16 protein-coding genes and 1 pseudogene are annotated in these 20,805 nt (G+C 72.7%); 6 read left to right on the forward strand and 11 right to left on the reverse strand.

The genetic code is table 11. The features are described 5' to 3' along the window. Positions 1 to 17: 17 nt before the first annotated feature. The 4 genes from ACFVXG_RS29620 to ACFVXG_RS29635 all read right to left on the reverse strand — a co-directional run bounded on the left by ACFVXG_RS29620 (position 18) and on the right by ACFVXG_RS29635 (position 4,299). Entirely contained in the window at positions 18 to 557 is a 540-nt protein-coding gene (locus tag ACFVXG_RS29620; protein WP_387931641.1) for a GNAT family N-acetyltransferase, read from the reverse strand. A gap of 76 nt (positions 558 to 633) precedes the next feature. After that, a complete protein-coding gene (locus ACFVXG_RS29625; RefSeq protein ID WP_387931642.1) occupies positions 634 to 1,641 on the reverse strand; it encodes a hypothetical protein in 1,008 nt (335 codons plus the stop codon). 2 nt (positions 1,642 to 1,643) lie between these two features. Next, positions 1,644 to 3,800: a hypothetical protein gene (locus tag ACFVXG_RS29630; protein ID WP_387931644.1), complete on the reverse strand. Its 2,157-nt coding sequence runs from the start codon at positions 3,798 to 3,800 to the stop codon at positions 1,644 to 1,646. A 19-nt stretch (positions 3,801 to 3,819) separates the two neighbouring features. After that, on the reverse strand, positions 3,820 to 4,299 hold the full coding sequence (locus tag ACFVXG_RS29635; RefSeq protein ID WP_387931646.1) for a hypothetical protein: 480 nt from the start codon (positions 4,297 to 4,299) through the stop codon (positions 3,820 to 3,822). 326 nt (positions 4,300 to 4,625) lie between these two features. On the opposite strand from ACFVXG_RS29635, the gene ACFVXG_RS29640 reads away from it, so the two are divergent. The 4 genes from ACFVXG_RS29640 to ACFVXG_RS29655 all read left to right on the forward strand — a co-directional run bounded on the left by ACFVXG_RS29640 (position 4,626) and on the right by ACFVXG_RS29655 (position 10,456). Beyond that, positions 4,626 to 5,768, forward strand: a complete 1,143-nt coding sequence (locus ACFVXG_RS29640) for a CaiB/BaiF CoA transferase family protein (RefSeq protein WP_387931687.1) — start codon at positions 4,626 to 4,628, stop codon at positions 5,766 to 5,768. 2 nt (positions 5,769 to 5,770) lie between these two features. Beyond that, entirely contained in the window at positions 5,771 to 6,913 is a 1,143-nt protein-coding gene (locus tag ACFVXG_RS29645; RefSeq protein WP_387931648.1) for an acyl-CoA dehydrogenase family protein, read from the forward strand. A 96-nt stretch (positions 6,914 to 7,009) separates the two neighbouring features. After that, complete coding sequence (locus ACFVXG_RS29650) at positions 7,010 to 8,224, forward strand: acetyl-CoA C-acetyltransferase (RefSeq protein ID WP_387931650.1); 1,215 nt, start codon at positions 7,010 to 7,012, stop codon at positions 8,222 to 8,224. Between the two features lie 54 nt (positions 8,225 to 8,278). Further along, the gene (locus ACFVXG_RS29655; protein ID WP_387931652.1) at positions 8,279 to 10,456 is read left to right on the forward strand and encodes a 3-hydroxyacyl-CoA dehydrogenase NAD-binding domain-containing protein; all 2,178 of its coding nucleotides are present in this window, start codon (positions 8,279 to 8,281) and stop codon (positions 10,454 to 10,456) included. A 56-nt stretch (positions 10,457 to 10,512) separates the two neighbouring features. Here the strand turns inward: ACFVXG_RS29655 and ACFVXG_RS29660 are convergent, their stop codons facing one another. The 4 genes from ACFVXG_RS29660 to ACFVXG_RS29675 form a co-directional block, all read right to left on the reverse strand. Continuing rightward, positions 10,513 to 11,259, reverse strand: coding sequence for a MerR family transcriptional regulator (locus ACFVXG_RS29660; RefSeq protein WP_387931653.1), 747 nt, complete (start codon positions 11,257 to 11,259; stop codon positions 10,513 to 10,515). A gap of 280 nt (positions 11,260 to 11,539) precedes the next feature. After that, positions 11,540 to 12,613, reverse strand: coding sequence for an isopenicillin N synthase family dioxygenase (locus ACFVXG_RS29665; protein WP_387931655.1), 1,074 nt, complete (start codon positions 12,611 to 12,613; stop codon positions 11,540 to 11,542). Positions 12,614 to 12,946: 333 nt separating this feature from the next. Next, the gene (locus ACFVXG_RS29670) at positions 12,947 to 13,594 is read right to left on the reverse strand and encodes a response regulator transcription factor (RefSeq protein ID WP_350508189.1); all 648 of its coding nucleotides are present in this window, start codon (positions 13,592 to 13,594) and stop codon (positions 12,947 to 12,949) included. After that, positions 13,546 to 14,997, reverse strand: a complete 1,452-nt coding sequence (locus ACFVXG_RS29675; RefSeq protein ID WP_387931657.1) for a histidine kinase — start codon at positions 14,995 to 14,997, stop codon at positions 13,546 to 13,548. The genes ACFVXG_RS29670 and ACFVXG_RS29675 overlap by 49 nt, the downstream gene beginning before the upstream one ends. Positions 14,998 to 15,272: 275 nt before the next feature. Between ACFVXG_RS29675 and ACFVXG_RS29680 the strand changes: the two genes are divergently transcribed. Together ACFVXG_RS29680 and ACFVXG_RS29685 are read left to right on the forward strand one after the other, a co-directional pair. Further along, positions 15,273 to 15,998 (forward strand): ABC transporter ATP-binding protein, encoded by a 726-nt coding sequence (locus ACFVXG_RS29680; RefSeq protein WP_387931659.1) that lies wholly within the window; start codon positions 15,273 to 15,275, stop codon positions 15,996 to 15,998. 227 nt (positions 15,999 to 16,225) lie between these two features. Beyond that, entirely contained in the window at positions 16,226 to 18,616 is a 2,391-nt protein-coding gene (locus tag ACFVXG_RS29685; protein ID WP_387931661.1) for an FtsX-like permease family protein, read from the forward strand. Positions 18,617 to 18,772: 156 nt separating this feature from the next. On the opposite strand, the gene ACFVXG_RS29690 is transcribed toward ACFVXG_RS29685, so the two are convergent. From ACFVXG_RS29690 to ACFVXG_RS29700, 3 genes and pseudogenes are all read right to left on the reverse strand, one after another. Beyond that, a complete protein-coding gene (locus tag ACFVXG_RS29690) occupies positions 18,773 to 19,534 on the reverse strand; it encodes a MerR family transcriptional regulator (protein ID WP_387931663.1) in 762 nt (253 codons plus the stop codon). Between the two features lie 303 nt (positions 19,535 to 19,837). After that, a pseudogene (locus ACFVXG_RS29695) lies at positions 19,838 to 20,180 on the reverse strand (winged helix-turn-helix domain-containing protein); the annotation flags it as partial. 117 nt (positions 20,181 to 20,297) lie between these two features. Continuing rightward, entirely contained in the window at positions 20,298 to 20,678 is a 381-nt protein-coding gene (locus tag ACFVXG_RS29700) for a hypothetical protein (protein WP_387931665.1), read from the reverse strand. Positions 20,679 to 20,805 lie beyond the last annotated feature (127 nt).

A 20,805-nucleotide genomic window follows, 5' to 3' on the forward strand; every position in this document is an offset into this window, starting at 1 on the left:
CGGCGGGGGGACCCGCCTCAGGCCATCCGGTGGATCAGCCGGTCCTCGTGGTCCACCCGCCCGTCCGGGTCCGCCACCAGCCCGAGCCGCCCGGCCAGCCGACGGGACGGCAGGTTGTCCGCCCTGATCAGCGCCGTCACCGGAATCCCGGGGAAGCGCGGCAGCGCCTCCGCCATCGCCGCCCGGCACGCCTCCGCCGCGTACCCCTTGCCCCAGGCGGACGGCCGGAACCGGTAGTACAGGTTGAACACCTGTTCCCCATCCAGCGTGTGCAGGAACAGCCCGGCCACCCCGATGATCGCCTCCGGCTCCGCCCGGGTCGACACCATGCAGTACCCCACCCCGTCCCGCGGCCAGTCCGCCACGAACCCGGCCAACTGCTCCCGCGCCGCCGCGATGTCCCGCTGGGGCCCGTCCGGGTTGTACCGGTTGGTCTCCGGATCCCCGTGGATCGCGAACATCGCCTCCGCGTCCCCCTCCTGCGGCCGGCTCAGCATCAGCCGCTCCGACACGGCGACGACCGTGCGGGCGGCGGCGGGCAGGTCAGTGGTGGTCATGGCGGTACCCCCGTGTCGTGCGTAATGGTCTGCTGGCACGATAGACCATTACGCCGACGTTCGTCCGGTCAATTTCCTACAGGATCGGCTCACACCCGATCGCCTTGCCCCCGGCGGCGAGGAACTGCTTCCAGGTCGTCGTGCCGTCCGGGACGAGGTCCCAGAGACCATCCGGTGTGAACCGGAAGCGGGTGGGGCGCCCCTGGCAGGTTGCCACCGCCTCGAACGTTCCCACTTCCTGAGCTCGGCCGAGGGTGGGCCCGGGGTTGCCGGTCGGTGTCGCCACGAGTCTGGGATCGGTGCCGATCGTGAAGGTGATCGAGGACCTGGGGTCCGTGTCCGAGTGGATGCGGCAGGTCCACAGCGGGTCGGTTCCGGGAGTCACGGTCGCTCGGTAGGCGGGGCCACCGGGCGTGTCGGGCATGGTGAGTCCCGGCAGGCCGCAGACGGCGTTGCGGTCGAGCGCGCGGTCCGTGCCCGCCGCGGTCAGTTCGTGCGGCGCGGGGAGCCGCTCCTTGCCACAACCCTGTTGTTCCGCGGCGCGGTTGGCCACCGAGACGGCGAGCCTGGCGAGCCCCGGGGCGTCGGAGGAACGGGATTTGGCCGTCGCCTGCTGCCCGCTGTCGCAGTCCGCCGGGAACAGCGCGAAGGCGAAGGACGAATCGCGTACGGCGCCGGCCGAGCCGCCGTTCGCCGAAGCGGCGAACAACTGCGACCCCGCGTCGACCGCGAACGGGGCGAGGCTCGAGCTCTTGCGGAGGTCGACGGCGACGAACCGGTCGTCTCCGAAGATCCCCCTGCTCACCTTCGCCACACAGGACGAGCCGTCGGCCTTCAAGGTCTTTCCGTCGCCGTACATGGTGTCGCTGACCTTGCCCCACCCGAGGGCGTCGTTCACGGCGTCCGCGCTCACCGCACCACCGCACACGCTGTCCGGGCCGAAGGCGTTGGTCAGGTTGTCCGTCAGGAATGCCGTCCCGCCGGCCAAGGCCGCCAGCGCGACCGTCGCGATGGCGGCGGCCCGCAGTCGCCGGGGGCGCGGCGTGGTGGGGACGTCGGTGTTCCGGTCGTCGTCGATCGCCACGGTCACCCCTTGCCGAAGGCAGCGTGGTAGGCGGTGTTGATCCCGTTGTCGTAGAAGGGCCCGGCGTCGAGCAGCAGATGGTTCGTCACCGTGCCGGCGCGGGCCGCATCCTTGGGGTCGAGGCCGTACTGGCTCGCCTTGCCCACGAGCATCGCGTCCAGCTCGGAGCGCCCCGCCGAGTAGCGGTCGCTCACGCTGGCGGAGGTGGCGCTGTCGATCGGGGCCTTGGCCTGCTCGGCCCACGCGGCGGTCCCGACGTCGACGAGGCGTTGTGCCGCGTCTCCCAGCGGGATCACCTTCGAGACCCCCGGCATCAGGAAGTCCGGGGCCAGGTTCACGGGTGTTCCGATCGCGTGGTAGAGCATCCGCTGTTGCCAGTCGATGCCGGCCTTCTCGGCGTCCCCGTGATCGGTGGCCGCGTTGACGAACGCCGCGTCGAGCCCGCCGAGAACCTTGGCGGACTGCTCGGAGAAGGCGGACAGGACGTGGTCCGGACGTCCGGTGGCATCGGGCTTGAAGTCCTCGGGCCGGAACGCGTCGAGGCGGCGGGCGATCTCCTCGGTCTGCGCCCTGTGCATGATCTGGAACGTGTCCGGGTCCTCCAGGGTGCCGCGGACCATGCGCAGGAGCTGCTCCGGCTTGGCCGTCAGCCCGTTCGGCTCGGACGGGCTCTGCAGGTTGTTGCCGAGGATCTGGTACATGTCCGGGGCGTAGTCGGCGAACATCCGGGCCACCGGCTTGCGGAGGATCGCCGCCACCGAGGTCCGGTCGTCGGGGGTGGTGCCGCCGAGGGTCTTGACCGTCTCGTCCATGATCCGCTGGCTGACCGGGTCGTGCGGGGCCGGGTGCTGGTTCCGGTCGGGGCCGTGGCTGGTGGCGGCGTCTTCCAGCATGTCGGCGAACAGCTTGTGGGCGGTGTCGCCCAGGACGTCCGCGGGGAGCTTGCGCTCCTGGTCCTGGTCGAGCCAGTCACGGTCCTTGAGCAGGTGGACGAGGTTCTTGTTCTCGCTGGGGTCGAGGAACGCCTGGACGGCCTCCCGGTCGCCCTTCATCATCCTCAGGAGTGGAGCCAGCGGGTCGGCGTTGCGGGGGTCGTAGGAGAACTGCGGACCCCAGAGGTCGTCGCCCTTGAGCTTGGTGGAGGCCTCGTAGTCGAGCAGATCGGTTCCGACCCTGCGGACGAAGCCCTTGTCGAACGTCCCCTTCGCCGCCATGAGGGCGGTGAGCGCCGGGTAGTTGTCGTTCATCCCGACGGCCCCGGCGCTGGGGCGGCGGGCGGCTGCGAAGAGGCCGGCCTCCCAGTCCTTGCCCATGCCGCCGTCGCGGGTCGCGGTGGCGAGCAGCACCGACAGGTTGCCGTAGACGTCCTGGTAGCCCGGGGCGTTGTGCTTGCCGTGGGCGAAGTCGCCGTAGATCTTGGTGTACTCCAGGAAGGCCTCCGGGCCCTTCTTGCCGCCGTAGTTGAGGCCGCCGAGCAGTGCCGTGGCGAAGTCCTTGTTCTCCGCGTTGGCGGCCAGCAGGGTCTGCAGCTCCTTGAGCTGGTCACCGGTCAGGCCGCCGGCCTTCGACATCAGGTCGGTGGCGCGCTTGGCGTCGGCGATCGGGCCGGTGCCGCCGGGGGCGGGGTTGAAGGCGGTGTTGCTGGTGCCGATGTCGCTCTGGAGGTGGAGCGTGGCCCGCTGGTCGGCGGCGGTGGCCTTCTCGACGGCCTTGGCCAGGCGCTCCGAGATGGCCTTGGACTTGGCGGCCATGTCCCGTGCGAGAACGTCACTGTCGGGATCGTTCCTCGCCTCCTTCGGCAGACTCCAGCTGACCGTGCCGTCCGCCGAGACGCTCAGGTCCTGCGTCTGCGCGTCGTGGAGGGCCGTGTCGAGGTCGCGGCGGGCGGCGGTGAAGTCCTCGGCGGCGGTCTTCATGACCGCGGCGAGGGCGGTGGCGACGGCCGAGGCCTGCTTGAAGTCGCCGTCGATGCCCTGCATCACCTTGGTCGCCTCGTCGGCGGCCTCGCCCTTCCAGCCGGCCCGCTGCGGGGTGCTGGTGAGGTCCTTGGTGACCCGGCCGTCGAGGGCGGTGAGGGCCTTGGCGACCCCGGCCCACGCCTCGGCGGCGTCTGAGACCCCGGAGAAGTCGGCCTCGTGCAGTTCCTTGAAGGACACCATCTCTGGTCCCCTGTCCTTTCTAGCGGGCCGCGCGGAGGTCGGCGACGGTGGTGATCTCGTTGCCGTGGTAGTACTCGCGGGTCCGGTCGAGGCTGGTGGCCGCGTTGTCGACCTTGTCGTGCAGGGTCTTGCACTGGTTCAGCCAGCGCTCCGTGGCGCCGATGAGGGCGCCGCCGAAGGAGAAGCCGCGGATCTTGGTCGACGCCGTGCTCGCGTACTCGGTGAGGCTGTGCGCGCCGGGCCCGGCCTTGCTGTTGGCGCCGTCGAGGTCGGTGGCGATCTGGCGGGCCACCCCGGCGGAGGCGGTGAGCTCGTAGGGGGTGTCCAGCTGGCTTGTGGCCTTGCCGGGCGGGATGAAGGGGAGGGGCGGCACGCTGTTGCCGTTCCCGCCGTCGGCCGGTGCCGCCGGCGGGGCGTACGGCGACTTCTTGGCCGTCGTGCTCGGCATCGGGTCCGTGGCCGGGGCGACCGGTCCGGTGGTGAAGTACGGGCTGCCCATGTCTGCGTGTTCCTCCCCTGGTCGGCGGGGGTTCGCACACCCCCTTCGGCATGACGACCGTACAGGTCGGCTCCGTCAGTACACCGACGCACCCTCCGTGCCGCCGGTTGCACGATCAGTGATCGGCTCCATCAGGGTTTCGTCAGGGGGGAGTTGGCGGGGGATCGGTGACACGGTCGCAGGGGCGAGGGCTTGTTACCGACGGGTCGCTTCCCTATCATCGCGAGTGTTACAGCTTTACTGTCAAACCCCGAAGGGTTCTGCAGCCAGTGCGTGACACGAGCAGTCCGACGGCCGGTGGACGCAGTCCTGGCCCGTTGGCGGGTGTGCGGGTGGTCGAGCTCGCCGGGATCGGTCCGGGGCCGTTCGCGGCCATGCTCCTGGGCGACCTCGGGGCCGACGTGGTGCGGGTGGACCGCCCGGAACCCTCGCCGCTCGGGACGGATCCGGCGTACGACCTCACCAACCGGAACAAGCGGTCGGTGCTGGTCGACCTCAAGTCGCCCACGGGGCCCGGCCTGGTGCTGGACCTGGTCGAGCGGGCCGACCTGCTGATCGAGGGCTACCGGCCGGGCGTGGCCGAGCGGCTCGGGGTCGGCCCCGAGGCGTGCCTCGCGCGCAATCCGGCCCTGGTGTACGGGCGGATGACCGGGTGGGGCCAGCAGGGGCCGCGGGCCGCCACCGCCGGACACGACCTCGGGTACGCGGCGGTGGCCGGGGTGCTCGGCCTGGTCGCCGGGCCGGGCGGGGCCGACGCGCCGCCCGGGATCCCGGCCAACCTGCTCGGCGACTACGCGGGCGGCTCGCTCTACCTGGTGGTCGGCCTGCTCGCCGGGCTGCACCACGCCCGCGCCACCGGCGCCGGCCAGGTGGTCGACGCCGCGATCGTGGACGGTGCGGCACACCTCGGCAGCATGCTGTGGGGCCTGCTCGCGGCCGGCCACTGGCAGGACCGCCGGGGCGTCAACCTGCTGGACGGCGGCGCCCCGTTCTACGCGGTCTACCGGGCCGCCGACGGCGGGCACCTCGCGGTGGGCGCCCTGGAGCCCCGGTTCTACGCCGAGTTCGCCCGGCTGCTGGAGCTCGGCCCGGACGCGCCGGGCCAGTACGACCTCGCCCGCTGGCCCGAACTGCGCGCCCTGATCGCCGCCCGGTTCGCGACCCGGGCCAGGGCCGAGTGGGAGGCCGTCTTCGCGGGCTCCGACGCCTGCGTGGAACCGGTGTTGACGATGCGTCAAGCCGCTGGCGAGGAGCACCTGTTGACGCGCGGCACGTACGTCGAGGTGGACGGCGTGACCCAGCCCGCCCCCGCCCCGCGCTTCTCCGCCACCCCCGGGGCGCTGCGCCGCCCGCCGGCCCGCCCGGGTGCGGACACGGCGGAGGTGGCCCGGGACTGGGGCGTGCCGGCGCTCGGCCTGTCGGCCGGTGCCACCGAACCTCTCAACTCCGCGACCGAACAAGGGGAGTAGCGTTGCAGCGCGAGATCTTCACCGAGCAGCACGAGGACTTCCGGGCCACCGTGAAGGCCTTCCTCGCCAAAGAGGTGCTGCCGCACTACGACCGCTGGGAGAAGGCGGGCATCGTCGACCGCTCGGTCTGGCTGGCGGCGGGCCGACAGGGCCTGCTGGGCATCGCGGTGCCCGAGGAGTTCGGCGGTGGCGGCGCCCCCGACTTCCGCTACGCCGCCGTGCTGGCCGAGGAGTTCGCCCGGGCCGGTGCGTCCGGGCTGGCGATCGGGCTGCACAACGACATCATCGGCCCGTACCTCACCTCGCTCGCCACCGAGGAGCAGAAGCGGCGCTGGCTGCCGGGCTTCTGCAGCGGCGAACTGATCACCGCGATCGCGATGACCGAGCCCGGGACCGGCTCCGACCTCCAGGGCATCCGCACCCAGGCGGTGGACCGGGGCGACCACTTCCTGCTCAACGGCGCCAAGACCTTCATCTCCAACGGCATCCTGGCCGACCTGGTCATCGTGGTCGCCCGGACTATGCCCGAGGGCGGCTCGCACGGGCTGAGCCTGCTCGCCGTCGAGCGCGGCACGCCGGGCTTCGAGCGTGGCCGCAACCTCGACAAGATCGGCCAGAAGGCCCAGGACACCGCGGAGTTGTTCTTCGAGGACGTCCGGGTGCCGAAGGAGAACCTGCTCGGCGAGCTCAACGGCGGCTTCGTCCACCTGATGCAGAACCTGGCCCAGGAGCGGCTCACCATCGCCGCCGCGGCGATCGCCGGCGCCGAGTACCTGGTCGAGATCACCACCGACTACGTCAAGCAGCGCGAGGCCTTCGGCCGTCCGCTGGCCAAGCTCCAGCACGTCCGCTTCGAGATCGCCGAACTGGCCACCGAGTGCGCGATCACCCGGACCTTCGTCGACCGCTGCATCACCGAGCACAACCGCTACGCGCTCACCCCGGCCGACGCCTCGATGGCCAAGTGGTGGGCCACCGAGCTGCAGAAGCGCACCGCCGACCGCTGCCTCCAACTCCACGGCGGATACGGCTACATGAGCGAGTTCCCGGTCGCCCGGGCGTTCACCGACGGACGCATCCAGACGATATACGGCGGCACCACCGAGATCATGAAGGAGATCGTCGGCCGCTCCATCCTCGGCTGAGCCCTCCTCCCGGCCGGGCCCCGGCCCCTCCGGCCCCAGCCCCTCCGACCTCCGCAGGACCCTCAGGAACCCCCTGCCCCGAAAGGCATCCCCATCGTGACCACCGAAGCGTACGTCTACGACGCGATCCGCACCCCGCGCGGCCGCGGCAAGGCCACCGGCTCGCTGCACGGCACCAAGCCGATCGACCTGGTCGTCGGCCTGATCCACGAGATCCGCAACCGCTATCCCGAGTTGGACCCGGCCGCGATCGACGACATCGTGCTCGGCGTGGTCAGCCCGATCGGCGATCAGGGCTCCGACATCGCCCGGATCGCCGCCATCGCGGCCGGCCTGCCCGACACGGTGGCCGGCGTCCAGGAGAACCGCTTCTGCGCCTCGGGCCTGGAGGCCGTCAACCTGGCCGCCGCCAAGGTCCGTTCGGGCTGGGAGGACCTGATCCTGGCCGGCGGCGTGGAGTCGATGTCCCGGGTCAAGATGGCCTCCGACGGCGGCGCCTGGTTCGCCGACCCGATGACCTCGTACGAGACCAACTTCGCCCCGCAGGGCATCGGCGCCGACCTCATCGCCACCATCGGGGGCTTCTCCCGCACCGACGTGGACGCCTTCGCCGCCGAGTCCCAGGCGCGCGCCGCCAAGGCCCAGGCGGACGGCCTGTTCGACCGCTCGGTGGTCCCGGTGCGCGACCGCAACGGCCTGGTCGTGCTGGAGCGTGACGAGTTCATCCGCCCCGGCACCACCGTCGAGACCCTGGCCGGCCTCAAGCCGTCCTTCGCCGCGATCGGCGAGGCCGGCGGCTTCGACGCCGTCGCCCTGCAGAAGTACCACTGGGTGGAGGCCATCGACCACGTCCACCACGCGGGCAACTCCTCCGGCATCGTGGACGGCGCCGCGCTCGTCGCGATCGGCAACCGCGAGGTCGGCGAGCGGTACGGGCTGCGCCCGCGCGCCCGGATCGTCTCCGCCGCGGTCTCCGGCTCCGAGCCGACCATCATGCTCACCGGCCCCGCCCCGGCCACCCGCAAGGCGCTCGCCAAGGCCGGGCTCGCCGCCGCCGACATCGACCTGGTCGAGATCAACGAGGCCTTCGCGGCGGTCGCCCTGCGCTTCATCGGCGAACTCGGCTTCCGGCACGACCAGGTGAACGTCAACGGCGGTGCGATCGCCCTCGGCCACCCGCTCGGCGCCACCGGCGCGATGCTGCTCGGCACCGTCGTCGACGAGCTGGAGCGGCGCGACCTGCGCTACGGCCTGATCACCCTGTGCGTGGGCGGCGGCATGGGCGTCGCCACCATCGTCGAGCGCGTCTGACCCCCTCCCTGACTCCCTCCCTCTCTCCCCGGTAGACCTGGAGACCCTGAACTCATGAGCGACACCACCACCATCCGCTGGGAGCAGGACCAGGACGGCGTGGTCACCCTCGTCCTCGACGACCCCACCCAGTCCGTCAACACCATGAACGAGGCCTTCACGGCCGACTTCGAGGCCGTGGTCGACCGGCTGGCCGGCCTCGGCGACGCGTTGCGCGGCGTGGTGGTCACCTCCGGCAAGAAGACCTTCTTCGCCGGGGGAGACCTGCGCATGCTCTCCGCCGCCCGCCCCGAGGACGCCGAGGCCGTCTTCGAGAAGTCCATGCGGATCAAGCGCTCGCTGCGCAAGCTGGAGACCCTCGGCAAGCCGGTCGTCGCCGCCGTCAACGGCAGCGCGCTCGGCGGCGGCCTGGAGATCGCCCTCGCCTGCCACCACCGGATCGCGCTGGACACCCCCGCCAGCCGGATCGGCCTGCCCGAGGTCACCCTCGGCCTGCTCCCGGGCGGCGGCGGCGTGGTCCGCACGGTGCGGCTGTTCGGCATCACCGACGCCCTGCTGAAGTTCCTGCTGCAGGGCCGCCAGTACCGTCCCGGGCAGGCGCTGGAGCACGGCCTGGTGCACGAACTGGTCGACACCCCCGAGGAGTTGACCGCCCGCGCGAAGGCCTGGATCGAGGCCAACCCGACCGCCGTCCAGCCCTGGGACGTCAAGGGCTACAAGATCCCCGGCGGCACCCCGGCCACCCCCGCCTTCGCCGCCAACCTGCCCGCCTTCCCGGCCAACCTGCGCAAGCAGCTCAACGGCGCGCCCTACCCGGCCCCGCGCAACGTGCTGGCCACCGCGGTGGAGAGCAGCCAGGTCGACATCGACACCGCGATGGTGATCGAGGCCCGCTACTTCACCGAGCTGGCCTGCGGACAGACCAGCAAGAACATGATCCAGGCGCTGTTCTTCGACATGCAGGCGGTCAACTCCGGTGCCGGGCGGCCCAAGGGGATCGAGAAGCGGCCGGTCCGCAAGGTCGCGGTGCTCGGCGCCGGGATGATGGGCGCGGGCATCGCCTACGCCTGCGCCAAGGCCGGCATCGAGGTCGTGCTCAAGGACGTCAGCGCCGAGGCCGCCGAGCGCGGAAAGGCCTACTCCGAAGGCCTGCTGAACAAGGCCATCGCCCGCGGCCGCTCCACCGAGGCCAAGCGCGACGCCCTGCTCGCCCGGATCACCGCCACCTCCGACGCCGCGGACCTGGCCGGCTGCGACACGGTGATCGAGGCGGTCTTCGAGAACACCGAGCTCAAGCACAAGGTGTTCCAGGAGATCGAGGGCGTGGTCGCCCCCGACGCGCTGCTCTGCTCCAACACCTCCACCCTGCCGATCGGCGTGCTCGCCGAAGGCGTCCAGCGCACTGGCGACTTCATCGGCCTGCACTTCTTCTCGCCGGTCGACAAGATGCGCCTGGTCGAGATCATCCGCGGCCCGCAGACCGGCGACGAGGCGCTCGCCCGCGCCTTCGACCTGGTCCGGCAGATCGACAAGACCCCGATCGTGGTCAACGACTCCCGCGGCTTCTTCACCTCGCGGGTGATCGGCCAGTTCCTCAACGAGGGCGTCGCCATGGTCGGCGAGGGCATCCACCCGGCCTCCGTCGAGCAGGCCGCCGCCCAGGCGGGCTACCCCGCCAAGGTGCTCTCCCTGATGGACGAGCTCACCCTCACCCTGCCCCGCAAGATCCGCGACGAGTACCGGCTCGCGGTCGAGGCCGCCGGCGGCACCTGGACCCCGCACCCGGCGGACGCGGTGGTGGACCGGATGGTCGACGAGTTCGGCCGCCCCGGGCGCAGCGGCGGCGCGGGCTTCTACGAGTACGGCGAGGACGGCAAGCGCGGCCGGCTCTGGCCGGGGCTGCTGGAGCACTTCTCCGGTGCGGACGACCCCTCTGAGGTTCCGTTCGAGGACCTCCAGGAGCGGATGCTGTTCAGCGAGGCCATCGACTCGGTGCGCTGCCTGGAGGAGGGCGTGCTGACCTCGGTCGCCGACGCCAACGTGGGCTCGATCCTGGGCATCGGCTTCCCGGCCTGGACGGGCGGCGTCTTCCAGTACATCAACGGCTACGAGGGCGGCCCGGCCGGCTTCGCGGCCCGCGCCCGCGAACTCGCCGCCGCGTACGGCGAGCGGTTCGCGCCGCCGGCCCTGCTGGAGCGGATCGCGGCGGAGGGGCGGACCTTCACCGACTGACCCGCGAAGTGGCGGGTGGGGCCGCGCGTGCGAGGCACGGCCCCACCCGGCACCTGCTAGTCGCCCGACTCCTCGCCCAGCTCGTCGCCCAACTCCTCGCGCAAGGACCGTTGGAACGCGGTGACCAGCGCCTGCGCCACCATCGGCTGGATGTGGTCGGTCAGCTCCTTCATCCGGGCCAGCTCCGCCGGATCCGGCTCGCTCTCCCGGTACGGCTTCCACACCGTCTCCCGGAACAACCGCTGCAACTCCCGTGCCGTCGCCCGGCTGTGCTCCACCACCACCGCGCGGGCGGCCAGCAGCGTCTCCAGCGGGATCGGTACGTCCAGGATCCGCACGCCCAGCGGCAGCAGACCCGGATCCGCCCGGAACACCTCGGGGTCGGCGGTGCGCTCCAACGCCCCCATCGCGACCAGGCGTTCCACCTGCTCCTCCGACAGCCCCCGGCCGGCCCGCCGCTCCAACTGCGCCCGGCCCACCTCCTCGGGCGTCTCCGGCGTCCAGGACGCCACCAGCGCCCGGTGGATCGCCAGGCCCAGCGGGGTGCTGTCCTCCGGCAGCCGGGCCAGGTACCGCTCGATCGCGGCCAGGGTCAGCCCCTGCCGCTGCAACTCCTCGATCAGCCCCAGCCGGTCCAGGTGCGCCGCCCCGTACAGGCCCACCCGCCGCGGACCCAGCTCCGGCGGCGGCAGCAGCCCCTTCGTACCGTAGAACCGCACCGTCCGCACCGTAACCCCGGCCCGCGCCGCCAACTCGTCCACCGTCAGCCGCACCTCACCCACCCCGGCGCCGTGCTCCCCCATCTGCTGCCTCCCGCGCTGGCGCACTCCTGCTGTGACAGCAGCAGTGTGACAGTGCGGTGCGATCAGGTCCATCGGATCCGGGCCGGGCGGCGCAGGGCAGGGCCCGGGAATGCGCGAACCGGCACGTGCCCCGGTGCCCGGGGTCGTGCCGGTTCGGCCGGCCGTGTTCCGATCGTCTGCTGTCTGCTGTCTGCTGTCTGCTGTCTGCTGTCTGCTGTCTGCCGTCTGCCGTCTGCCGTGAGCCGTGAGCCGTGAGCCGTGAGCCGTGAGCCGTGAGCCGTCAGCGGGAGGCGGGCTCGGCGAGGGCGGCGTGGTGGCGGCGGGTGACTTCGGGGTGGGCTCGGGTGTAGCCCTTCCACTCGTTGAAGCCGAAGTCGGCGAAGAGCGGGTTGGCCGGGTCCTCGGTGGCGCCGGGGGCGTGGTGGGCCAGCGGGAAGTCGAGCGGCTCGACGTGGGCGTCGAGGCGGGGGTTGTAGAAGAACGGGACGGAGTAGCGCTCGCGGGCTCCGGGCGGGCTGACCACGCGGTGGCTGGTCGCCTTGAGGTAACCGTCGGTGGCCACCTCCAGCAGCTCGCCGAGGTTGACCACGAAGGCGCCGTCCATCGGCGGGACGTCCAGGAACGTGCCGTCCGGGCGCTCGACCTGGAGACCGCCGACGGTGTCCTGGAGGAGCAGGGTGATGAACCCGTAGTCCTTGTGGGCGCCGACGCCCTGGCCGGAGCCGTCCGGTGCGGTGCCGGGGTAGCGGACCAGCTTCAGCCGCAGGTGGGGGTGGCCCGCGAAGGCCTCGTCGTAGAAGTCGGGGCGGGCGCCGATCGCGGCGAGCAGCTCGTGCAGCAGGCGGCGGGCGACCGCGCCGAGGTGGTCGATCCAGCCGAGCGCGGCGGTGCGCAGCTCGGGCAGCGCGGTCGGCCACTGGTTGGGGCCCTCCAGCCACCAGTACGGGGGCTCGCCGCTGCCGGGGGTGTGCGGGGGCAGCTCGGCGCCGATGTCCAGCTGGTCGCGCCAGTCCTGGCTGCCGCCGGTGCGCTCGTCGCCGGTGCGGGTGTAGCCGCGGTAGTGGGGGGAGTTGAGGTTGCTCACGGAGAGCCGGTCGGCCTCGGGGAGGGAGAAGAAGGCGCGCATGGCTCCGGTGAGCGCGGCCGTCTCCTCCGGGGTGATGCCGTGGCCGACGAGCTGGAAGAAGCCGACGCCGGTGGCGGCGGTACGGAGCTCGTCGTGCAGCCGACGGCGGTCCTCGGGGCTGCCGTCGGCGAGCGAGAGGTCGATCACCGGGAGGGCCTCGGGGAGCGCCTCGGGGTGCGCCTCGGAGGTGGAGCCGGTTCCGGATATGGGGGTGTGCTGCTGGGGCATGTGTGACATCCGCTGGTCTCGTCCCGGCTGGTCCCGGTGGTCGACCAGGGGTGGCCGGAGCCGCGCCTGGTGCGGCGGGTGCTCCGGTAGCCGGGAGGTGGTGGCGGCCGTTCGGGGGCTGCCGTGAGGGTGGGTAGCGCGAGGTTCAGCCGGAGCGTCGACAGGACATGCTCGTCACGCGGAGCAGGTCCACGTGGCGGCGGCGAACAAGGATGAGCACCTCACCAGGGTAGAGGACCCGTTCGCCGGTGGGCGAGCCCCCTACCGCGGAGGGCCGCCCCTCACTTGTCCGACCTCTGTCAAAGCTGTGCGCCTCCCGGGCTGTCGAGGTGCTCAGTCGTTGTTGAGGTAGGCCAGTACGGCCAGGACCCGGCGGTTGTCGTCGTCGGAGGGCTGGAGGTCGAGCCGGACGAAGATCGACGCGGTGTGCTTGGCGACCGCCCGCTCGGTGATCACCAGTTGCTGGGCGATCGCCGCGTTCGAGCGGCCCTCGGCCATCAGCGCCAGCACCTGCCGTTCGCGCGGGGAGAGAGTGGAGACCGGGCCGGCCGAGGAGTTGTGGGTGAGCAGCCGGGTGATCACCTCCGGGTCCATGGCCGTACCGCCCTGGGCGACCCGCTGGACGGCGTCGAGGAACTGGGAGCCGTCAAGCACGCGGTCCTTGAGCAGGTAGCCGATCCCGCCCGAGCTGCCGGCCAGCAGCTCGCGGGCGTAGAGCTGCTCCACGAACTGCGAGAGCACCAGCACCGGCAGGCCCGGGTGGGCCTGCCGGGCCGCGAGCGCCGCGCGCAGCCCCTCGTCCGTGAAGCTCGGCGGCAGCCGCACGTCGACCACGGCGATGTCGGGCCGGTCCGCGGCGATCGCGGCGAGCAGTTGCTCACCGTCCTCGACCGCTGCGGTGACCTTCATGCCGTTGGCCTCCAGCAGCCGGGTCAGCCCGTCCCGGAGGAGGAAGAGGTCTTCGGCGATGACAACGCGCACGGGATCTCCAGGTTCACGATGGTCGGCCCACCGGACGGACTGCTGATCGCGAGCACCCCGTCGAAGGCGGCCAGTCGGCGTTCGGTTCCGCTGAGGCCGGTGCCCCGGGACGGGTCCGCGCCTCCGCGCCCGTCGTCGGTGACCGATATCCGCAGCAGCCCGTCACTGTGCCCTATCTCGATCCACACGTGCGAGGCCCCGGCGTGTTTCACCACGTTGGCCAGCAGCTCGGTGACCGCGAAGTAGGCGGCCGACTCCACCGGTGCCGGGGCCCGGCCGGGCAGGCCCCCGGTGAAGGTGACCGGCAGCGGCAGGTCCAGTGCGGTCGCCTCCACCGCGTCGGCCAGACCGCGGTCGGCCAGCACCGGCGGGTGGATGCCCCGGACCAAGTCCCGCAGTTCGCTGAGCGCCTTGACCGAGGACGTCCGGGCCTCGGCCAGCAGCGGCCCGAGGGCGTCCGGGTCGTGCTTCACCTGCTCGGCGACGGTCAGCAGCATGCCCAGTGCCACCAGCCGGGCCTGTGCCCCGTCGTGGAGGTCCCGCTCGATCCGGCGCAGCTCGGCCGCCCCGGCGTCGATGGTGTCCGCCCTGGTGCGCGCCAGATGGCTGACCTGGCGGGCGAGCTCGGTCTGCCGGGAGGGCCCGAGCAGGGACCTGGCCGCCCGCTCGTGTACCCGCAGGACGGGCGGCGCCGCCCACAGGAGCGCGAACGGGGCCACCCAGACGCCCATGCCGTAGGCGAACACCAGCGGGAACAGCAGCCCGTTCCGGCCGAAGACCTCCAGGGCGATCGGCGTCAGCACCACGATCGCGGCCGTGAACAGCACGGCGAAGCCGGTGAGGAACACCCAGGCGAAGTCCCGCCAGGTCGCCGGGTCGGTCAGCCAGCCGCCGGCCGACAGCCGCTGCCAGACGCCGGCCCCCTCGGCCGGGCGGCGGTACGGCGCCGGGATCGGCCGCCCGCTCCACCGCTCGACGACCCGCCGGCTCTCGGTGGCGATCCAGCGCGCCCCGAACAGCCCGAGCACCACCAGCGACGGCGCCAGCCAGAGCGAGACGGACCGGCCGCCGGGCGCGGCGCCGCCGTACAGGTGGGTCGCCGTCACCGCGAGCGCGCCCGGGGCGAACAGCACGGCCCCCACCGCCCGGCCGGAGCCGCCGGTGGCCCAGCAGAGCGCCCAGAGGGCGACCGGCCCCAACGGCACCGTCAGGATCAGCGGCCCGCCCGGCCCGAAGTGCCCCGACTCCTCGGGGCCGAACAGCGCGGCACCCAGCAGGACCGGCCCCGCCAGCAGCGAGATCAGCCCCGTCACGGCCATCGTCGCCACGTACCACGCGCGCACGCCGTCCGCGCAGGCCCGGCCGATCCTCCGGGCCACCCCGGTGATCTCCTCTGCCCTCATGTCGCTCCCCCTCTCCGTCCTGAGCCCCCGTCAAGGGGCCCTAAGCCTCGGCCTCGGAGCCCCCCAGGGCGTCCGTCCCGATCTTTCGCGGAGTCAGTCTGCCCCGGGTGATCGTCCGACGCTCTAGGCCTGAACACCCAGTTCGGGGTGTATCTGGATACACCCCCTGGACGCCGCCTAGACGGCTGTCCGGGCCCCGTCGCGGATTCGTAGCGTGATGTCCCGTCAGCCGGTCCGGGACTCTCCGGAGCCGGACCCCGAACCGTGGAGGGCCCGTGAACGCGCCGATCATCAGGATCCGCGGCGTCAGCAAGACGTACGACCGATCCGACGCCGCCCGCCCCGCGCTGGCCGGGCTCGACCTCGAGGTACGGGCCGGCGAGGCGGTGGCCGTGCTCGGCCGCTCGGGCAGCGGCAAGTCCACCCTGCTGAACCTGATCGCCGGCCTCGACCGCCCGAGCGAGGGCGGCGTCGAGGTGGACGGCGTGGCCGTCCACGAGCTCGGCGAGGCCGCGCTGGCCGAGTACCGGCGGGCGCGGATCGGCATGGTGTTCCAGTTCTTCAACCTGCTGGACGACCTGAACGTCGAGGACAACGTGCTGCTCCCGGCCCAGCTCGCCGGGATGCGCCGGGAGGAGGCCCGGGCCCGGGCCGGGGAGCTGCTGGAGCGGCTCGGGGTGGCCCGGCACGCCAAGGCCTTCCCGGGCAGGCTCTCCGGCGGCGAGCGCCAGCGCGTCGCGGTGGCCAGGGCGCTGATGAACCGTCCGCCGCTGCTGCTGGCCGACGAACCGACCGGGGCGCTGGACACCGCCTCCGCCGCCGACGTCCGCGAGCTGCTCCGCGGGCTCAACGCCGAGGGTCAGACGATCCTGCTGGTCACCCATGACACCGCGCTCGCAGAGGCCTGCGCCGACCGGACGATCGAGCTGCTCGACGGCCGCCTGGTCCGGGACACGGCCGCCGCGTCGCTGCCCGGTCGCCGGAGCGGGGTGGGCGCATGAGTGAGCGCAGCGAGCTCATCGTCAAGAGGTGCGCGTGGGCGAATGCCCCTGCCGAGCGGAGCGGGGTGGGTGCATGAGTGAGCGCAGCGAGCTCGTCGTCAAGAGGTGCGCGTGGGCGAGTGCCCCTGCCGAGCGGAGCGGGGTGGGTGCATGAGTGAGCGCAGCGAGCTCGTCGTCAAGAGGTGCGCGTGGGCGAATGCCCCTGCCGAGCGGAGCGAGGTGGGCGCATGAGTGCGATGGGCAAGGTGGTCCGGGCGGGGGTGGGCCGCAAGCGGGTGCAGACCCTGGTGATGGTGCTCACCACGATGATGTCCGTGACGGCGTGCATCCTCGCCCTCGGGCTGGTGGTCGCCGCCCAGGGCCCGTACGAGCGCGCCTTCACCGACCAGCACGGCGCCCACCTCAACGTGCTGTACGACCGGACGAAGGCGAGCCCCGCCCAACTCGCCGCGGCCGCGCAGGCACCAGGGGTGACGGCCTCGGCCGGGCCCTACTCGGCGGTCACCCTCCAGCCGCGGGTCGGCCAGGACACCAAGATCCCTCCGGCCGGCAGCCTGCTGCCGCCGATGACGCTGGTCGGCCGGGCCCAGGACGGCCCGATGGACGACCTGCGGATCACCATGGGCCGCTGGATCGCCGGCCCCGGCGAGGTGGTGTTCCTGAACGGGCACTCCCCGCTGTCGGTGGGCGACACCGCGCAGTTCCCCGACCTGCCCGGGCACCCGACGCTCAAGGTGGTCGGCCTGGCCGACTCGGTCTCCTGGAGCGCGGACGGCTGGGTCGCCCCCGAGCAGGTGGCGGGGCTGACGGCGCCCGGCACCACGCCCGCCGCCCAGTACCTCTACCGCTTCGCCCACGCGGGCAGTGACGCCGAGGTGGACGCCGACCACGCGGCGATCGCCGCCGCGGTACCGGGCGGTGCGCTCACCAAGGCGACCACCTACCGGCCCGCCCGGGCGGAGGCCAACCGGACGGCGTCGACCTTCGTCCCGTTCGTCACGGCCTTCGGGGTGCTCGGCCTGGCCATGTCGGTGCTGATCATCGGCGTCGTGGTCAGCGGCGCCGTGAGCGCCGCCACCCGGCGGATCGGCATCCTCAAGGCCCTGGGCTTCACCCCGGCCCAGGTGGCGCGCGCCTACGTGGGCCAGGCGCTGATCCCCGCCGGGGTTGGCACCGCGCTCGGTGTGCTCGGTGGCAACCTGCTGTCCGTACCGGTGCTGGGAGTGGCCCGCAAGGCCCTGCGCGGCGGTCTGCTCGGCATCCCCGTCTGGGTGGACGTGGTGGTCGCCGCGGCGGCCCTGGGCGCGGTGGTCGGCACCGCGCTGGTGCCGGCGCTGAAGGCCGGACGGCTGCGCACGGTCGAGGCGCTCGCGGTCGGCCGGACGGCACCGACCGCCAAGCGGGCCGCCGCTGAGGGCACTGCGGGCCGGCCCGGCCTGGCGGGCCTGCTGTCCGCGGCGCAGAACCTGATCGGCCGGCTGCCGGTGCCGCGTGCCCTCAGCCTCGGGCTGGCCTCCCCGTTGAACCGGCCGGGCCGCTCGGCCACCACCGCCGCCGCGGTGGTGCTCGGCACGGCCGGAGTCACTCTCTGCGTCGGGCTGACGCTCTCCCTGGGGTCGATCCAGGACGGCCTGACGGCCGACCGCGCGGGCAAGGTCCTGGTCCAGGTCCCGATCGACGGCTCCGCCCCGGTCGACCACGTGGACGAGGCGGCCGTGGTGAAGGCGATCGAGTCCCGTCCCGGGACGAGGGCCTGGTACAGCAGCGTGCCCGCCACGGCCACCGTGGCCGGGACCACCGATCGCTACGAACTGGTCGCCTTCGCCGGCGACGCCTCCTGGAGCGGCTTCCAACTGGTCACGGGCCACTGGTTCCACGGCCCCGGCGAGACGGTGGTCAGCGCGGCCTTCCTCCAGGCCAACCAGAAGAAGGTCGGAGACACCGTCACCCTCACCGACCAAGGGCGCACCACCCCGGCGAAGATCACCGGGGAGGTCATGACCACCCAGGACGTGGTCTTCGTGGACCGCGCCTCGCTGGAGCCGCTCGGGGGAGCGATCCACGCCGAAGCAGTCGCCTTCCACATCGACCTCACCTCGGGCACCGAGGTGTCGTCCTACGCCGACGGACTCGACGCGGTGGTGAAGCCGATGGGCCTGAGCGCCGATCCCGGTGAGGACCACCTCAACATCGTGGTGCTGGCGATGAACACCCTGGCGGGCACGCTCACCCTGCTGCTCTCGGTGGTCGCGGGGCTCGGGGTGCTCAACACCGTACTGCTGGACACCCGGGAACGGGTGCACGACCTGGGGGTGTTCAAGGCCCTCGGGATGTCGCCCCGGCAGACCGTCGGCATGGTGCTCACCTCCGTCTGCGGAAGCGGGTTGGTGGCCGGGCTGATCGGGGTCCCGATCGGGATCGGGGTGCACCACCTGGTGATGCCGGCGATGGCCCGCGCCGCCGGGGTCGGGGTGCCGGACGAGGACCTCACGGTGTTCGCCCCGTCGGTGGTGGGGCCGCTGATACTCGGCGGCGTGGCGCTGGCACTGCTCGGTGCCCTCCTGCCGGCCACCTGGGCCGCCCGCACCCGGACGGTCACGGCGCTGCGGACGGAGTGACGGGGGAGGGAGAAGGAGCTGCGCCCCGGAGTCCCCCCGTGCCCCCGGGACGGGCTCAGCTCCTTCCCGCACCTCCACCCCCGACGCCCCCGCGGCTCCGCCCCCCCGGGTCCGGAGCCTCCGGCCCGAGCCCGGCTCAGGAGCGCAGAGCCCGGCTCAGGAGAGCCGAGCCGCCGCGTACGCCTCCATGGCGGCGCGCTGGTAGGCGGCCAGCCCCGATGCGATGGCCTCGTACGCGGCGCTCCACTGCTCGTTCTCCGTGCACGAGCGCGCGATGGCGAGGTACTCCTCCAGGGCAACGGTCCGGAGCCCGTTGAGCAGCTGGTACTCCTCGTCGATCATGTGCTGAGTGGGCTCGGCGTCGGCCGGGTGGCCGGAGGCCATCAGCTCCGCCAGGCGGACCATCCGCGCGGTCCGCTCGCGCTGTCCGGCCTCGATCTGGGCCGGGGTCATCACGGCGGTGGCCTGCCGGGCCGCCTCGGTGTGCTCGGGGAAGTCACGGAGGCTGACGTCGATGTCGGCGGGCTGGATCCCCTCGAACAGGTTCTCGGGTCGGTTGATGCTGGTCATGGGTGTGCCGTCCTTCCGGGAGCGTTCCAGATCGGTGATCGTGCGCGAGACGGTGGTGGCCAGCGCGTCGAGCCGGTCGCGCTCGGCGACCAGTCGGCGGTGGTGGCTTCGGAGGGACTCCAGTTCGTCGACTTGGGCATCGACGATCCGGGAGATCTCGGCCAGCCCCACGCCCAGCGCCCGCAGCACGAGGATCTGCTGCAACTGCAGCAACTGCCGTTCCTCGTAGTAGCGGTGGCCGTTGGATCCGATCCAGGCCGGAGGCAGCAGCCCGATCTCGTCGTAGTGCCGCAGGGTTCGGGCGGTCACGCCCGACATCCGGGCGACGTCCGCGATCGGCCAGGCCACTGGTCGGCTCCTCTCTCGGGGGCTCCCGCCCCACGTCCTCGACGTGCACGTTCACTCGACCGGGGCCGGTTCCTCCGGCCCTGGTCACGACCGTAGAAGCTGCCGCTGCGGCAACCGCAAGCCCGGACTTTACGTCCTGCCACGCCTTGAGCCGAGCTCTCCGGTAGCCCGTCCAGCGGTCCGAGCAACTCCGCGTCCCCGGCCGTCCGTTCGGCCTGGTCCTGGTAGCTCGCCGAGCCGCCGCGTGCCTCCCGTTCCGCAACTGCCGGGTCGGCGTTCCCCGTGGCGCGGTCCATGATCCGTTCACGAGATGTCGCCGTCCACGCCCGGCGGGACCGCGTCCGCTGCCACCACCAGCCGGAGCCCCACCCCGCGCACCGCCTCGATCGCCACCGCGCCCGCGAGCTTGCGCCGCAGCGCCGCCACGTGCACGTCCAGCGTCTTGGTCGGCCCGAACCAGTTGGCGTCCCAGACCGCCCTCCATGATCTGCTCGCGCGACATCAGCGCGCCCGGCTCCTCGGTGAGGAAGGCCAGCAGGTCGTACTCCTCGGGCGTGAGCGGCAGCTCGGCGTCGTCCAGCCGCACCCGGGCGGCCCGCCGGTCCATGGTCAGCCGCGGCCCGTACCGGTCAGGTCCGGCCACCGCTCACGATGATCGGGACGTCCCCGCGCCGGCGCAGTGCCCGGCAGACGTCCAGCCGCCCAAGACCTCGCCACCCGCTTCGGCCACCGACCCTCGTTACTGGGACCGCTACCGGGCCCGCTACCGGCTCCGACCGGCAGTGTGGCCCGGCTGCCAGTCCAGCCCCGGGTTCGGGCGCGGGCGGACGGTGTGCAGCAGTGCGGTGCCCGACCAGACCACCACGGTCAGCAGCGCGTAGAACAGCAGCAGCGCCCAGAACGGCGTGGTGGACAGGCTCCGGTCCTCGAACCGGCACCAGGCGTCCGGCGGGAGCCAGGACGCGCCCGTCTCCAGCAGCCGCCCGCCGCCCGACACCAGGCCGTGCTCGCAGCGCTCCCCGTAGTCCAGCGACCGCACGTACAGCAGGCCGTACAGCGTGCCCGCCGAAGCGAGGGAGAGGCCGGCGCCGATGCCGAGGAGCATCGCCCGTCTTCGCCCGGCCGCCGTACGGATGTTCGTCACCGGGGCAGCGTACCGGCGCGACGGCCCGGTCGCGGGCGGATCCCGACCCCCGGACAGAACCCCGGACACGACCCCGGAACGGGTGCGGGCCCCGCCCCACCGGCAGTCAGCCCCGCCCCACCTGCAA

This window comes from Kitasatospora sp. NPDC058162, assembly GCF_042884005.1.
Lineage (GTDB): Bacteria > Actinomycetota > Actinomycetes > Streptomycetales > Streptomycetaceae > Kitasatospora.

Excerpts from the sequence above, each read along its gene's own strand:
- ACFVXG_RS29630 (WP_387931644.1), bottom strand. The coding sequence starts at position 3,800 with ATGGTGTCCTTCAAGGAACTGCACGAGGCCGACTTCTCCGGGGTCTCA.
- ACFVXG_RS29655 (WP_387931652.1), top strand. The coding sequence starts at position 8,279 with ATGAGCGACACCACCACCATCCGCTGGGAGCAGGACCAGGACGGCGTG.
- ACFVXG_RS29660 (WP_387931653.1), bottom strand. The coding sequence starts at position 11,259 with ATGGGGGAGCACGGCGCCGGGGTGGGTGAGGTGCGGCTGACGGTGGAC.
- ACFVXG_RS29685 (WP_387931661.1), top strand. The coding sequence starts at position 16,226 with ATGAGTGCGATGGGCAAGGTGGTCCGGGCGGGGGTGGGCCGCAAGCGG.
- ACFVXG_RS29665 (WP_387931655.1), bottom strand. The coding sequence starts at position 12,613 with ATGCCCCAGCAGCACACCCCCATATCCGGAACCGGCTCCACCTCCGAG.
- ACFVXG_RS29635 (WP_387931646.1), bottom strand. The coding sequence starts at position 4,299 with ATGGGCAGCCCGTACTTCACCACCGGACCGGTCGCCCCGGCCACGGAC.
- ACFVXG_RS29675 (WP_387931657.1), bottom strand. The coding sequence starts at position 14,997 with ATGAGGGCAGAGGAGATCACCGGGGTGGCCCGGAGGATCGGCCGGGCC.
- ACFVXG_RS29620 (WP_387931641.1), bottom strand. The coding sequence starts at position 557 with ATGACCACCACTGACCTGCCCGCCGCCGCCCGCACGGTCGTCGCCGTG.